Here is a 14,204-nt window from a genome sequence, read left to right as displayed (position 1 = left end):
CGCACCCCTGACCGAACCGACTCCCGACCAGTTGCGCCGTTTGTCCGCGTTGGTCGAGATCGGTGAGCGGACCGCCGCCCGGATCCTCGAGGGGAGCACGCGATGACCGAGCGGACGATCGTCGATCTGACGACCCGGCTGCTCTCGCCGGCCATGCCACGGCCGTGGGTTCCCGCCGATCCACGCATGCACGTCATCGTGGTGACGGTGACCGACAGCGACGGCGGCGTCGGCACGGGCTTCTCCTGGACGCCGACCATCGGTCGCTCCGCCATCCAGGCCATGCTCGAGGAGGACATCCGCAGCTTCGTCGTCGGTCAGGCCGCCGATCCGCTGGTCCTCTGGGACGCGACGTGGGAGCACCTGCACGAGGCCGGGGGCGGGGGCGTCACCACGATCGCCCTGGCCGGGCTGGATCTGGCGCTGTGGGACCTCGAGGGGCATCGAACAGGCCGGTCGGTCAGCGAGCTCGTCGGCCGGCGTCACGACTCCCTGCCGGCGTACGGCAGCGGCGTCAACTTCGACTACTCCATCGACGAGCTCGCCGATCAGGCGCAACGGTGGGTCGATGCCGGCTTCTCGGCCGTCAAGATCAAGGTCGGCAAGCCCGACCTCCGCGAGGATGTCGATCGGGTCCGGGCGGTGCGGGAGATCATCGGCCCGGACCGGCGGCTGATGGTCGACGCGAACCAGCGCTGGGATCTCGACACCGCGCTCAAGGCCATCGCCGCGCTCACGCCGCTGGGTCTGGACTGGGTCGAGGAGCCACTCCGCTCGGAGGACGGTCTCGGCTATCGCACCCTTGCGGGCCGGATCGACGTGCCGATCGCGATGGGCGAGAACGTGCACACCATCCATCGGTTCCGGGAACTCGCCGAGTGGGGCGCGGCCAAGATCCTGCAGCCCAACGTCATCCGGGTCGGTGGCATCACACCGTTCGCCTCGATCGCCCAGCTAGCCCAGGAGTACGACGTCGTCGTCATGCCGCACGTGCTCGCGGACATCTCCGGCCAGCTCGCCGCGGCCATCAAGCCGGAGGTCCTCGTGGAGTGTGTCGAGGACGCCGACTTCGAGAGCCTCGGCATCCTCGCCTCCCCCTCGCCCGTCCAGATCCGCGACGGCCTCGCCCACGTCGGTACCGCTGCCGGCCTCGGGCTCGACTTCGCGTAGCCGACGTCCCATCGCTCCACCCCGACAGTCTTCGTTCTAAGGAGAGAGAATCCATGTCCAACCACTCCCCCGTCGAGTTGCGAGAGGCACTCGGCTCCGGCCTGCTGTCATTCCCTGTGACGCACGCCGCCGAGGATCTGACGCTCGACGTCGCGGGGTATCGGGAGCACCTCGAGTACCTGGCCGCCTTCGGCGCCAGCGGCCTCTTCGCCGCCGGAGGCACCGGTGAGTTCTTCTCCTTGACCCCCGGCGAGGTGGATACGGTGGTGCGCACGGCCGTCGACGCCGTTGCTGGCACGGTTCCCGTGGTCGCCCCCGCGGGATACGGCACCTCCATCGCGGTGGAGATGGCCAAGAGCGGCGAGGCAGCCGGCGCGGACGGCATCTTCGTGCTGCCGCCTTACCTGACCGAGATGCCTCAGGACGGCATCTACGAGCATGTCGCAGCGGTGTGCCGGGCCACCAAGCTCGGCGTGATCGTCTACCACCGGGCGAACGCGGCGTACACCGCAGAGACCGTGCGGCGGCTCGCCGAGGAGTTCCCCAACTTCATCGGGTTCAAGGACGGGGTCGGCGAAGTCGAGCTGCTCGCGAACCTGAGCGCGACGCTCGGCGACCGGCTCCTCTACCTGGGGGGCCTGCCGACGGCCGAGACCTTCGCCCTGCCCTACCTGGAGCTCGGTGTGACGACGTATTCGTCAGCGATCTTCAACTTCGCCCCGGCGTGGGCGCTGGAGTTCTACCGCGCCGTACGTCGACACGATCGCTCGGCGATCGCGCAGGCCACTCGCGACTTCCTCGTTCCCTATCTCGCGATCCGCAACCGTCGCCAGGGTTACGGCGTCTCGATCGTGAAGGCCGGCATGACCGCGGCCGGTCGACCCGCGGGGGCGGTGCGGCCGCCGCTATCGGATCTCACCAGCGACGAGTTCGAGGCGCTGTCGGTCCTCGTCAAGCAGGTGATCTGATGTTGACCGGTGCCCAGTTCATCGGCTCGCGTCGTGTCTCGGGCGAAGGCGATGGTGTGGTGCGGGGCTGGAACCCGACGACCGGGCAGCCGCTGGAGCCGATGTTCTCCGAGGCGTCCACGGCGCAGGTCGCCGCCGCGGCCGAAGCGGCGTGGGAGGCATTCGGGACCTACCGCCTGCTACCCGCAGATCGCCGTGCGGCCTTCCTCTCCGCCGTCGCCGACGAGTTGACCGCCGTTGCCGAGCAGCTGGTGGCCCGCGTGGTCGAGGAGACCGGGATCCCCGCGGCCCGCGTCCAGGGCGAGCTCGCCCGCACCACCGGGCAGCTGCGACTGTTCGCGGAGGTCGTGCGCGAGGGCAGCTGGATCATGCCGCGGCTCGAGACCGCGCTACCGAACCGAACGCCGCTGCCTCGTCCCGATCTCCGGCAGGGTCGGGTGCCGCTCGGCCCGGTCGCCGTCTTCGGCGCCAGCAACTTCCCGCTGGCGTTCTCGGTCGCGGGCGGCGACACCGCATCCGCTTGGGCGGCCGGCTGCCCCGTCGTGGTGAAGGCGCACCCGTCGCATCCGGGCACCTCGGAGATCGTGGCCGGCGCCGTCGTCCGCGCCATCGAGCAGGAGGACATGCCGCCCGGCGTCTTCTCGATGGTGCACGGCGGACCGGCCGCCGTCGCGGTGCCCCTCGTCCAGCACCCCCGGATCCGTGCAGTCGGCTTCACCGGCTCCCGTACTGCCGGCCTGGCTCTCGTCCGGGCCGCTGCCGAGCGCCCGGTGCCGATTCCGGTCTACGCCGAGATGTCGAGCGTCAACCCCGTCATCCTCCTGCCCGGAGCCCTGGCCGAGCGAGCTGCGGAGCTCGGGCGTTCCTACGTCGCCTCCCTCGTCACCGGCCAAGGCCAGCTGTGCACCAGTCCCGGCCTGATCTTCGCGGTCGACTCCGACGATCTGGACACCTTCGTGCGCTTCGCCGCCCAGGCCGTCTCGGACACCGGCGAAGGCGCGATGCTGAGCTCGTCCATCTGTGCCGCCTACGGGCAGGGGGTGGCACGGCTGCGGTCCACCGCCGGCGTCACCGAGGTCGCCACGGGCACCGGCGGCGGGTCGATCGCGGCCGGCGCGGTCGCCACCGTCTTCGACACCGGGCTGCAGACCTTCCAGGGTGACCCGACGCTCGCCGAGGAGGTCTTCGGTGCGGTGTCGCTGATCGTCCGGACCGGGTCGACCGACGACCTGATGGACGCCGTGGAACGGCTCGAGGGCCAGCTCACCGCCACGATCCACCACGGTGCCGGCGACGAGGACGCGACCGTCCGACTCCGCGAGCGGCTGGAGCTCATCGCCGGACGCGTTCTCTTCGACGGCTGGCCGACCGGTGTCGAGGTGGGCCACGCCATGGTGCACGGCGGTCCGTTCCCCGCGACTTCCGACGGGCGTACGACATCGGTCGGCACCCTCGCGATCGAGCGGTTCGTCCGGCCGGTCGTCTACCAGGCCGCTCCGCAGGAAGCCCTCCCGCCCGTGCTCCGTGACGGCAACCCGCTCGGCGTCTGGCGACAGGTCGACGGCGTACTCGGCCGGCACTGAGTGGTCGCCCGCGGGATGACCGCGGCGGGACGGCGCGTCACCGCTCGGCGACGCTCTTGAGGTATTCCAGCGTCGTCCGCATGCCCGCCTCGAGCTCGTCGGCATGCGACTGCGCCCCACCCAGGAAGGCGGTCGCGAACAGCCCGCTCATCGAGGTCAGCCGGCGCGGGACCGGCCGGCGCAGACTCAACCGGGTGTGGTCGCCGATGGGGGCGAGCTGATAGATCCAGCGCGCACCGCTCGACGTGGTGTCCCACACCAGCCGCTGGTTGAGCACCACCTCGGCCACGACGTTGCGGGTCGGCCAGACCGCCGCCTTGCGCCGGTTCCAGCCGACGTACCACTGCCCCTCGCGCAGGCCGCCGGGCTTGAGTGGCGTCATCGCCATCAGCTCCGGGCTGGCCGCGGCCAGGTTGCGGAAGTCGGTCAGCACCTGCCACACCCGGGCCGCAGGCGCCGCGACCGTCACCTCGGCCGCCAGCTCCCGGTCGGCACTCACCGACGGCGGCCGATCAGCCAGTACACGACGGCACCGAGGGTGTTGGAGCCGCCCCAGGCATACCAGAGCGCCTTCGGCCCGCGCACCTGGTCGCGGGAACGCTTCTTCAGGTCACGCACCGTGAGCGTGCCGACGACCGCCTGCAGCGCCACGGCGCTGGCGATGACCCGGGGATCCACCTTCTTCTTCGCCATGTGGCGATCCTGCCACGGCGCCGCGCATTCCTCAGGCGAGTGACGTCGACCTGCCGTCACGCCGCACCGCCACGCAGCCGCAGCAGGCAGGCGCCCGGGACGGCGAACGGCGTCAGCTCGGCGTCGGGGTCACTGGCGCCGTACTCCTCCAGCGCGCCGACCACCAGCCCCAGGTGCACGTTGCACACGATGGTGGGCTCCTCGGTGGCGGCCTCGAGCAGCGGACAGCGGGTGAGCCGGAGCTCCGCGGAGTCGGCGCCGGCCGCGAGGTCGCCCTCGGGGGCGAAGCCCAGACTCTCGAGCAGGTCACGGACGTGTGCGGCGGCCGGCGCCGCCGCGGCGGTCGCCGCGCGTGAGCCGGCCAGCTCGCGACCCCAGTCGTGACCGGCCTCGACGGCGTCGTCCTCGGGGTGCTCGCTGGTACGGCGCAGGGTGCGGGCCAGGGCGGCCGCGAGCCCGGCGTACTCCTCGGCGGCGGCGCGAGCTCGCACTCGCCACAACCAGGCCGGGCGTCCGCGGCCCTGCGGCACGCTGCGCTCGCGGCTGACCAGGCCCTCGGCGGCGAGGCCGTCGAGATGGCCGCGCACGGTGTTCTCGTGCAGCCCGGAGAGCTCGACGATGGTGGCCAGGCTGGCGGGCTCCGCCTGACCCTCGAGCAGCTCCAGTAGGCCCCGGCGGGCGCGCGAGAGCGTCGCGATGCCCGCGGTCCCGGAAGGTCGCGGCCCCAGCCGCTGGATTTCCACGGCAAAAAGTGTAATAAAATTCCTCGCGCGGGGCCACCCCCTGACGACACCACCGGGTGCCGAGACCTCGAGAAGGAACGACCATGAACGATGTCCTCATCGCCAGTAACGCGACCGACGCCGACGCCGTCGAGACCGTGCGGTCCCACCACGCGGAGCTGGCCGGCGCGTTGACCACCAGGGTGTCGACCCTGTCCGCCGCGGTGCGCGACGGCCGGGACGCGACCCCGGCGCGGGACGACCTGGCCGCCTGGTGCGCCAGCGACCTGCTGCCGCACGCCCGGGCCGAGGAGAAGGCGCTGTATCCCGCCGCGCTCGCCATCCCCCGCTCCCGGATGCTGGTCGAGGCCATGCTCGCCGAGCACCGGACCCTCGCCGACCTCGCCGACCGGGTGGCGCGCGCCACCGACGCCGTCCAGGCCGTCGGCGCCGCCACCGCTCTGCAGGCCGTCTTCGACTCTCACCTGGAGAAGGAGAACGAGCAGGTGCTGCCGGTCCTCGCCGAGGCGTCCGACGTCTCCCTGGCCGAGCTGCTCGAGGGGATGCGCGACGCGCTGGACGCCGACGGGGCGGCTCCGGCCACCGGCCACGGTGGCCACTCCTGCTCCTGCGGCGAGCACGACCCGGAGGGCGACCCCGAGCTGGACGCCCGGCTGATCCCGCACGCCATCCGGCACGCGACGATCTTCGGCGCCCTCGACGCCGTCCGCCCGGGTGCCGCACTCGTGGTCTCGGCGTCACATGACCCGCTGCCGCTGCTCGCCCAGGTCGAGCAGCGCGACCCGGGCACCTTCTCGATCGAGTACCTCGAGCGCGGTCCGCAGACGTGGCGGCTGCGGTTCGCCCGCCGAGCGTGAGCGAGCCAAGCGGATCCGTGCGTCCAGGTGTCTCCTGGACGGACCAGGCCGCCTGTCGCCATGAGGACCCCGAGCTGTTCTTCCCGATCAGCGCGACGGGTCCGGGCCGGGCGCAGGCGGAGGAGGCCAAGGCCATCTGCGCCCGCTGCCTGGTGCGCCAGGAGTGCCTCGAGTACGCCTTGATCACCGGCCAGGAGGCCGGCATCTGGGGCGGCCTCACCGAGGAGGAACGGCGGGCGCTGCGCCGGATGCGGGGCCGGACACCGGGCCGGACACCGGGCCGGACACCGGGCGCAGCCAGGTGAGCCGCTTGCCCAGCCGCGCCACCGCGCCGTTGGGCACCTCCACCCACGCCGCCTGGTGAGGCTCCTCACCGCGCAGGTGGGCGATCGCGGTGCGGATGGCATCGCCGTGCGAGACCAGGATCGTCGGCACCGACCGGTCCAACCCGGCGAGTACGGCGACCATCCGCCGGCGCACGTCGAGCAGCGACTCCCCACCGGCCACCGGGAGGCCGGGATCAGACCAGTCGTGCGCGACGGCCGCCGCCCAGGTCTCGTCGTACCCCCTGCCCTCCAGCGCGCCCAGGTGCTGCTCGCGCAGTCGCCGATCGATCTGCGGCGCCACCGCCAGTCGCTCCCCGATGATGTGCGCGGTCTCCCGGGCACGCACCAGGTCACTGGTGAGCACTCGCGCGGGCACCGACCCACGGCCAGTCAGGTCGCGCGCCACCGTCTCGGCGGCAGCGCGCGCCTGGGCGCGGCCGGTCGCGGTGAGCCGCGGATGCGGCGTCTGTCCCTGGGTCAGCCGGAGCACGTTCCACTCCGACTGGCCGTGGCGGACGAGATAGACCGGCTGCGTCACGGCGGCCATTCTCCCGTAGGCTGCGTCCCGCCCATGGTGCAGGAACCCGGTGAGACTCCGGGGCGGTTCCGCCACTGTGACCTCCCGTTCGCGGGAGCAGCCAGACACTGGCCATGGGTGAGTCCGACCGCTAGCCGGGGCGAGAACCCCGGAGGAGGAACCCCCGCATGCCCGTGCGCATCGCACTGCTGTCCACGTCCGACACCGATCTGCTCTCGGCCCGCGCCAGCGGGGCGGCGTACGCCTGGGCGAATCCGAGCCGCAGTGGCGATGCGGACCTGGCCGCGACCGTGGCCGGCGCCGACCTGGTCGTCGTCCGGCTGCTCGGCTCGCCGCACGACCTGTGGCCGGGCGTGGGCGGCCTGCCCGTGCCGGTGGTCGTGCTGGGCGGCGAGCAGCAGCCCAGCGCGGAGCTGATGGAGCTCTCCACCGTGCCGATGGGTGTGGCCACCGAGGCACACCGCTACCTCGCCGAGGGCGGCCCGGCGAACCTGCGCCAACTGCACGCGTTCCTCTCCGACACCGTGCTGCTGACCGGCGAGGGCTTCGAGCCTCCGACGGCGATCCCGGCCTGGGGCCACCCCGCCCGGGTCGTGAGTCAGGGTCGCGTGGGCGGCACTGCCGGACCCGACTCGCGACTCCCCCGGGTCGGCGTGCTCTACTACCGCGCCCACGAGGCCAGCGGGAACAGCGCCTTCGCCCATGCCCTGGCCGACGCCGTCGACGCCACCGGCCAGGCGGTCGGCGTGCCGATCTTCGCCGGGTCACTGCGCTCGGCGCCCGACGACCTCTACGCCGCGCTCGGCACCCTGGACGCGCTCATCGTGACGGTGCTGGCGGCCGGCGGCTCCGTCCCGGCGGGCGCCGGCGCGGGTGGGGAGGACGAGGCGTGGGACGTCGAGCGGATGGCCGCCCTCGACATCCCCGTGCTGCAGGGCCTGTGTCTGACGTCGAGCCGGGCGGAGTGGGAGGCGTCCTCCGAGGGCGTGACGCCGCTGGACTCGGCCAGCCAGATCGCCATCCCCGAGTTCGACGGCCGGATCATCACCGCGCCGTTCTCGTTCAAGGAGATCGACGAGCAGGGCCTGCCCCGCTACGTCGCCGACCCCGAACGCTGCGCCCGGGTCGCGCGGATCGCTGTCAACCACGCCCGCCTGCGCCGCATCCCGAACGCCGAGAAGCGACTGGCGCTGGTGCTCTCGGCGTACCCGACCAAGCACGCCCGGATCGGCAACGCGGTCGGCCTCGACACCCCGGTCTCGGCGATCCGGTTGCTGCGCCGGCTGCGCGCGGAGGGGTACGACGTCGGCGACGGCTTCGGCGTGCTCGACATGGCCGACGAGACCGCGGCCGGCGATGCGCTCATCCACGCCCTGATCGCGGCCGGCGGCCAGGACGAGGACTGGCTGACCTCGGCCCAGCTCAGTGACGCGCACGTGCGCATCACCAGGGAGCAGTACGACGCGTGGACTGCCGACCTGCCTGCCGACCTGCGTGCGGCGATGGCGGAGAAGTGGGGCGAGTCCCCCGGCGGTCTGTTCGTCAACGACCGGGACGAGCTGGTGCTGGCCACGCTGCGGGCCGGAAACGTGGTCGTCCTGATCCAGCCGCCACGCGGCTTCGGCGAGAACCCGGTGGCGATCTACCACGACCCCGACCTGCCGCCCTCGCACCACTACCTGGCCGCGTACCGCTGGCTGGCCGCTCCGCCCGGGCAGGGCGGCTTCGGCGCCGACGCGGTGGTCCACCTCGGCAAGCACGGCTCGATGGAGTGGCTGCCCGGCAAGAACGCCGCGCTCTCGGCCTCCTGTGGCCCGGACGCCGCGATCGGCAGCCTGCCGCTGATCTACCCGTTCCTGGTCAACGACCCCGGCGAGGGCGCGCAGGCCAAGCGCCGGGCGCACGCCACCATCGTCGACCACCTGGTGCCGCCGATGGCCCGCGCGGAGGCGTACGGCGACATCGCGCGACTGGAGCAGCTGCTGGACGAGCATGCCAACATCGCCGCGATGGACCCGGGCAAGCTGCCCGCGATCCGCGGCGAGATCTGGAGCCTGATGCGGGCCGCCGAGATGCACCGTGACCTGGGCCTGGACGAGCGGCCGCAGGACGAGGAGTTCGACGACTTCCTGCTGCACGTCGACGGCTGGCTGTGCGAGATCAAGGACGCCCAGATCCGTGACGGCCTGCACGTGCTCGGGGCGGCGCCGACTGGAGCGGCGCGGGTCAACCTGGTGCTCGCGATCCTGCGCGCGGCGCAGGTGTGGGGCGGCGTGGGCAACGCCGTGCCAGGTCTGCGCGCCGCGCTCGGCCTGAAGGACGACGACCTCCATGCGGTCGACGAGGCCGAGACCCGGGCCCGGGAGCTGGTCGAGGCGATGGAGAAGGCCGACTGGGACCCGGCGGCCGTCGACGGCTTGCACGAGGATCCCGCCGTCCGGCAGGTGCTCGCCTTCGCCGCCGAGCAGGTCGTCCCCCGACTGGATCGCACCACCGACGAGCTGGACGCCGTGCTGCACGCGCTGGCCGGCGGGTTCGTCCCGGCCGGGCCGTCGGGCTCTCCCCTGCGCGGGCTGGTCAACGTGCTGCCCACCGGCCGCAACTTCTACACCGTCGACCCGCGCGCGATCCCGAGTCGGCTGGCCTGGCAGACCGGGCAGGCGATGGCCGACTCGCTGCTGCGGCGTTACCTGGACGAGACCGGCACCTACCCAGCCAGCGTGGGGCTGTCGGTGTGGGGCACCAGCGCCATGCGGACCAGCGGCGACGACGTGGCCGAGGTGCTGGCGCTGCTCGGCGTACGCCCCGAATGGGATGAGCAGTCCCGCCGGGTCAACCGGCTGGCCGTCATCCCGCTGGCCGAGCTCGGCCGGCCGCGCGTCGACGTCGCGGTGCGCGTCTCCGGCTTCTTCCGCGACGCGTTCCCGCACGTGCTGGCGATGCTCGACGACGCGGTCCGGATGGTCGCCGATCTCGACGAGCCCGACGAGTCCAACTACGTGCGCGCGCACGTAGGGGCCGATCTCGCCCAGCACGGCGACCGACGCCGGGCGACCACGCGGATCTTCGGCTCCAAGCCCGGCTCGTACGGCGCGGGCATTCTCCAGGCGATCGAGTCCGGAAGCTGGCGCGACGACGCCGACCTGGCCGAGGTGTACACCGCCTGGGGCGGATACGCCTACGGTCGCGGCCTGGACGGGGTGCCGGCGGCCGAGGACATGCGGGCCACCTACCGCCGGATCACGGTGGCGGCCAAGAACGTCGACTCCGCCGAGCACGACATCGCCGACTCGGACGACTACTTCCAGTACCACGGCGGCATGGTCGCCACCGTGCGCGCGCTGACCGGGTCGAACCCGAAGGCCTACGTCGGGGACTCCACCTCCCCCGACGCCATCCGCACCCGCACCCTGGCCGAGGAGACCGCCCGCGTGTTCCGCGCGCGGGTCGTCAACCCGCGCTGGATCGCGGCGATGCAGCGGCACGGCTACAAAGGCGCCTTCGAGCTGGCCGCGACGGTGGACTACCTGTTCGGCTTCGACGCCACCGCCGGGGTGGTGCACGACTGGATGTACGAGAAACTGGCTAGCGAATACGTGCTGGACGAGACCAACCAGGAGTTCTTGCGCCGGTCCAATCCGTGGGCGCTGCACGGCATCGTGGAGCGGCTGCACGAGGCCGCCGAGCGCGGGCTGTGGGCCGATCCCGACCCGGACGTGCTGGCCGCGATGCAGCAGGTCTATCTCGACGTCGAGGGCGATCTGGAAGCGCAAGCTGCCGGGGAGCGGAGCGACCGACGGGAGGATCGAGGTTGATCCACGTCGTCGGCTTCGGGATGGGGCCGCAGCACGTCACGCCCGAGGCGGCGACGGCGCTGCGCTCCTGCGACTACGTCATCGCGGCGGCCAAGCGCGCCGAGGACCCGCTGCTCGAGGTCCGGCGCGCGATCTGCGCTGAGTACGGCGTCGAGTTGGTCGCGGTGCCCGACCCCGAGCGCGACCGGGTCTCGACAGGCTCGACCACCGAGGCGGCCGGCTACGACCGGGCGGTGCGGGACTGGCACGCGGCCCGGGTGGCGGCGTACCGGGAGGCGATCGCGGCACGCCCCGGCACGGTCGGCTTCCTGGTCTGGGGCGACCCGGCGCTCTACGACTCCACCATCCGGGTGGTCGAGCAGCTCGGAGTGGACTTCGACGTGATCCCCGGCATCAGCGCGCCGCAGCTGCTGGCGGCGCGGCACCGGATCGTGCTGCACGAGGTCGGCCGTCCGGTGCACGTCACCACCGCCCGGCGGCTGCCCGCGGCGGTCCAGGCCGGCCAGCGCAACATCGTGGTGATGCTCGGCTCCGAGCCGGTGTCGGACGACCTCGGCGACTGGCGGATCTGGTACGGCGCCAACCTCGGCGCACCCGGCGAGCAGCTGCTCGCCGGCCTGGTCGGCGAGGTCGACCTGACCGGAGCTCGCGCCCGCGCGCGGGCCCGGGACGGCTGGGTGATGGACGTCTCCCTCCTCCGGGCGCCGTGATGGCCGGCCTCCTGATCGCCGGCACCACCTCCGACGCCGGCAAGAGCATCGTCACCACCGGCCTGTGCCGGGCGTTCGCGCGGCGCGGGGTCCGGGTGGCGCCGTACAAGGCGCAGAACATGTCCAACAACTCGATGGTCGTGACCGGCGCCAAGGGACGACCCGCGGAGATCGGCCGCGCCCAGTGGGTGCAGGCGCTGGCCGCCGGCGTTCCACCGGAGCCGGCGATGAACCCGGTGCTGCTCAAGCCCGGCAGCGACCGGCGCAGCCACGTGGTCCTGATGGGCCGGCCGGCGGGGCACGTCGAGGCGGGCGACTGGGAGGCCGGTCGCCGCCACCTCGCCACCGCCGCGCACGCGGCGTACGACGACCTGGCCGCCCGCTTCGACATGATCGTGGCCGAAGGTGCGGGCAGCCCGGCGGAGATCAACCTGCGCGCCGGCGACTACGTGAACATGGGGCTGGCCCGGCACGCCGGCCTGCCCGCGGTCGTGGTCGGCGACATCGATCGCGGCGGCGTCTTCGCCGCCATGCTCGGCACGGTCGCCCTGCTGGAGCCGGCCGACCAGGCGCTGGTGGCCGGCTTCGTGGTCAACAAGTTCCGCGGCGACCTCGGGCTGCTCTCCCCGGGGCTGGCGATGCTGGAACGAGCGACCGGCCGCCGGCTGTTCGGCGTACTCCCCTGGGACCCGTCGCTGTGGCTCGACTCCGAGGATGCGCTGGATCTGGACGGCCGGCGCGCGGCCGGCGCAGGCGCGCGCCGGGTGGCGGTGGTGCGGCTCCCCCGGATCAGCAACTTCACCGACCTGGACGCGCTCGGCCTGGAGCCTTCGCTCGACGTGGTCTTCGTGTCGTCCCCGCGCGACCTCGCCGACGCCGACCTGGTCGTGCTGCCGGGCACCCGCGCCACCATCGCGGATCTGGCCTGGCTGCGCTCGCGCGGCCTCGACCTCGCCGTCCTCGACCATGCCCGCCGTGGCCGGCCGGTGCTCGGCATCTGCGGCGGCTGCCAGATGCTGGGTCGGGTGATCGAGGATCCCGACGGCGCCGAGGGGGTCGCGGGAGCGCGGGTCGAGGGGCTCGGCCTGCTCGACCTGACCACCACGTTCCGCGCCGAGAAGACACTGCGGCTGCATGGGCCGGGCTACGAGATCCACCACGGCCGGATCGTCGGGTCGACCGTCTCGGGCGCGGTCAGCGGCACGATGGTGCACGGCCGGCTGGAGGACGACGCCTACCGTGCCGACTACCTCGCCTCGACACTCGGTGTCGCGTCGCGGGCGTCGTTCCCGGCCGCACGCGAGGCCCGACTCGACCTGCTCGGCGACCTGGTGGATCGGCATCTCGACATCGACGCGCTGCTCGAGCTGGCCCGCACCGGCGCGCCCGCGGGGCTGCCGGTGCTTCCGCCGGGAGGCGTGGCGTGAGGCTGCTCCTGCTCGGCGGCACGGCGGAGGCGCGCAACCTGGCCGCCGCCTTGCTCGCCGACGGCGTCGACGTGACCAGCTCGCTGGCCGGCCGGGTGGCCCGACCCCGGCTGCCGGTCGGCAGGGTGCGGATCGGCGGGTTCGGCGGCATCGCCGGCCTGCGGGCGGCGCTGGCCGACTACGACGCGGTCGTGGACGCCACTCATCCGTTCGCGCTCGGGATGAGCGCCAACGCGCTGGCCGCCTGCACCACCGAGCCTCGGGTGCCGCTGCTGCGGCTGGAACGGCCGGGCTGGACACCCGATCCCTCCTGGCACCTGGTCGGCGGCCACGAACAGGCGGCCGAGCTGGCGGCCACCCTCGGCGAGCGGCCGTTCCTCACCGTGGGCCGCCAGGAGCTCGCCAGGTTCGCACCCGCGTTGGGCACGCACCGGACGCTGGCGCGGGTGGTCGACGTACCCGCGCTGACGCTGCCGCCGACCTGGCGGCTGGTCACCAGCCGTGGCCCGTACACCCTCGACGGCGAGCTGGCGCTGATGCGCGAGCACGGCATCGACGTGCTGGTCACCAAGGACTCCGGCGGCAGCTACACCTGGCCCAAGATGGCGGCGGCCGCGCGACTCGGGGTCGCCGTCGTAGTGGTACGCCGCCCGCCTGCGCCCACCGGGGTGCCCACGGTGCCCACCGTCGCGGCGGCCCGGGCCTGGGTGGAGGCGCTGAGGTGAGAGTGCTGGTGACGGGCGGGGTGCGCTCCGGCAAGTCTCGCCATGCCGAGACCCTGCTCGGCGGCAGCCCGGCGACCTACGTCGCGCCCGGACCGGCGGCCGACGACGCTGACTGGGCCGAGCGGATCGCCGCCCACCGGGCGCGTCGGCCGGCCGCTTGGACGACGCTGGAGACGCACGACCTGGCCGCCGCCCTGGCCACGCCCGGCCCGGTGATCGTGGACTGCCTCGGCGCCTGGCTGACCGCGCAGCTGGACGACCGCGGGCTGTGGGACGCGCCGTCGGCCGCGGTCGTCGACGCGGTCGAGACACTGGTCGAGGAGGCGGTGACGGCGCTCGCCGCTCGCCACGACCCGACGGTGCTGGTGACCAATGAGGTGGGGCTGGGCGTCGTACCGGCCCATCGCTCCGGCCGGCTCTTCCGGGACCTGCTCGGTCTGGTCAACCAGCGCACCGCGGCGGCCTGCGACCAGGTCCACCTGGTGATCGCGGGCCGGGTGCTGGTGCTCTAGGAGACCGCCACCCGGTCGCGGCGCTGCAGGTCGCTCATCCAGCGCAGGAAGAGCGGGATCGCGATGCCCGCGATCGGCACCTCCGCCGTCCCGGCCGCGATCGCGCCGCCGATGGCCTGGTCGTGCAGCAGCGAGAT

14 protein-coding genes and 1 riboswitch are annotated in these 14,204 nt (G+C 73.2%); of the genes, 10 read left to right on the top strand and 4 right to left on the bottom strand.

The features are described 5' to 3' along the window. Positions 1-102 precede the first annotated feature (102 nt). The 3 genes from VHA72_RS02665 to VHA72_RS02655 are packed head-to-tail and all read left to right on the top strand — an operon-like array spanning position 103 to position 3,721. Complete coding sequence (locus tag VHA72_RS02665) at positions 103-1,170, top strand: mandelate racemase/muconate lactonizing enzyme family protein (RefSeq protein WP_325572899.1); 1,068 nt, start codon at positions 103-105, stop codon at positions 1,168-1,170. 53 nt (positions 1,171-1,223) lie between these two features. Further along, positions 1,224-2,138 carry a 5-dehydro-4-deoxyglucarate dehydratase gene (gene kdgD / locus VHA72_RS02660; RefSeq protein ID WP_325572898.1) on the top strand — a complete coding sequence of 305 codons (915 nt, stop codon included), beginning with the start codon at positions 1,224-1,226 and terminating at the stop codon, positions 2,136-2,138. Continuing rightward, positions 2,138-3,721 (top strand): aldehyde dehydrogenase (NADP(+)), encoded by a 1,584-nt coding sequence (locus VHA72_RS02655; RefSeq protein WP_325572897.1) that lies wholly within the window; start codon positions 2,138-2,140, stop codon positions 3,719-3,721. The genes kdgD and VHA72_RS02655 overlap by 1 nt, the downstream gene beginning before the upstream one ends. A 37-nt stretch (positions 3,722-3,758) precedes the next feature. Here the strand turns inward: VHA72_RS02655 and VHA72_RS02650 are convergent, their stop codons facing one another. From VHA72_RS02650 to VHA72_RS02640, 3 genes are read right to left on the bottom strand one after another with little or no spacing between them, the layout of a single operon-like run. Continuing rightward, on the bottom strand, positions 3,759-4,220 hold the full coding sequence (locus VHA72_RS02650; RefSeq protein WP_325572896.1) for an SRPBCC family protein: 462 nt from the start codon (positions 4,218-4,220) through the stop codon (positions 3,759-3,761). After that, positions 4,217-4,414, bottom strand: coding sequence for a hypothetical protein (locus VHA72_RS02645; protein ID WP_325572895.1), 198 nt, complete (start codon positions 4,412-4,414; stop codon positions 4,217-4,219). Before VHA72_RS02645 ends, VHA72_RS02650 begins: the two co-directional genes overlap by 4 nt. Before the next feature lie 56 nt (positions 4,415-4,470). After that, positions 4,471-5,157: a helix-turn-helix transcriptional regulator gene (locus VHA72_RS02640; RefSeq protein ID WP_325572894.1), complete on the bottom strand. Its 687-nt coding sequence runs from the start codon at positions 5,155-5,157 to the stop codon at positions 4,471-4,473. Positions 5,158-5,240: 83 nt separating this feature from the next. On the opposite strand from VHA72_RS02640, the gene VHA72_RS16495 reads away from it, so the two are divergent. Then, entirely contained in the window at positions 5,241-6,014 is a 774-nt protein-coding gene (locus tag VHA72_RS16495) for a DUF2249 domain-containing protein (RefSeq protein WP_414689742.1), read from the top strand. 17 nt (positions 6,015-6,031) lie between these two features. Then, entirely contained in the window at positions 6,032-6,319 is a 288-nt protein-coding gene (locus VHA72_RS02625) for a WhiB family transcriptional regulator (protein ID WP_325572900.1), read from the top strand. Here VHA72_RS02625 and VHA72_RS02620 read toward each other — a convergent pair. Next, a complete protein-coding gene (locus VHA72_RS02620) occupies positions 6,231-6,878 on the bottom strand; it encodes a histidine phosphatase family protein (RefSeq protein WP_325572893.1) in 648 nt (215 codons plus the stop codon). The two genes, VHA72_RS02625 and VHA72_RS02620, sit on opposite strands and share 89 nt — an antisense overlap. Before the next feature lie 17 nt (positions 6,879-6,895). Then, positions 6,896-7,008: riboswitch (cobalamin riboswitch) on the top strand. Positions 7,009-7,045: 37 nt separating this feature from the next. Here VHA72_RS02620 and cobN point away from each other — a divergent pair. The 5 genes from cobN to VHA72_RS02595 are packed head-to-tail and all read left to right on the top strand — an operon-like array spanning position 7,046 to position 14,067. Next, positions 7,046-10,693: a cobaltochelatase subunit CobN gene (gene cobN / locus VHA72_RS02615; RefSeq protein ID WP_325572892.1), complete on the top strand. Its 3,648-nt coding sequence runs from the start codon at positions 7,046-7,048 to the stop codon at positions 10,691-10,693. Continuing rightward, positions 10,690-11,403, top strand: coding sequence for a precorrin 6A synthase (locus tag VHA72_RS02610; protein ID WP_325572891.1), 714 nt, complete (start codon positions 10,690-10,692; stop codon positions 11,401-11,403). The genes cobN and VHA72_RS02610 overlap by 4 nt, the downstream gene beginning before the upstream one ends. Continuing rightward, the gene (locus VHA72_RS02605) at positions 11,403-12,830 is read left to right on the top strand and encodes a cobyric acid synthase (protein WP_325572890.1); all 1,428 of its coding nucleotides are present in this window, start codon (positions 11,403-11,405) and stop codon (positions 12,828-12,830) included. The genes VHA72_RS02610 and VHA72_RS02605 overlap by 1 nt, the downstream gene beginning before the upstream one ends. Then, positions 12,827-13,555, top strand: a complete 729-nt coding sequence (locus VHA72_RS02600) for a cobalt-precorrin-6A reductase (protein WP_325572889.1) — start codon at positions 12,827-12,829, stop codon at positions 13,553-13,555. The genes VHA72_RS02605 and VHA72_RS02600 overlap by 4 nt, the downstream gene beginning before the upstream one ends. Continuing rightward, positions 13,552-14,067 carry a bifunctional adenosylcobinamide kinase/adenosylcobinamide-phosphate guanylyltransferase gene (locus VHA72_RS02595; protein WP_325572888.1) on the top strand — a complete coding sequence of 172 codons (516 nt, stop codon included), beginning with the start codon at positions 13,552-13,554 and terminating at the stop codon, positions 14,065-14,067. The genes VHA72_RS02600 and VHA72_RS02595 overlap by 4 nt, the downstream gene beginning before the upstream one ends. The last annotated feature ends 137 nt before the right edge of the window (positions 14,068-14,204 follow it).

Origin of the sequence: Nocardioides sp. (assembly GCF_035547795.1) — a bacterium.
Lineage (GTDB): Bacteria > Actinomycetota > Actinomycetes > Propionibacteriales > Nocardioidaceae > Nocardioides.
This window is presented reverse-complemented; position numbering and strand designations above follow the sequence as displayed.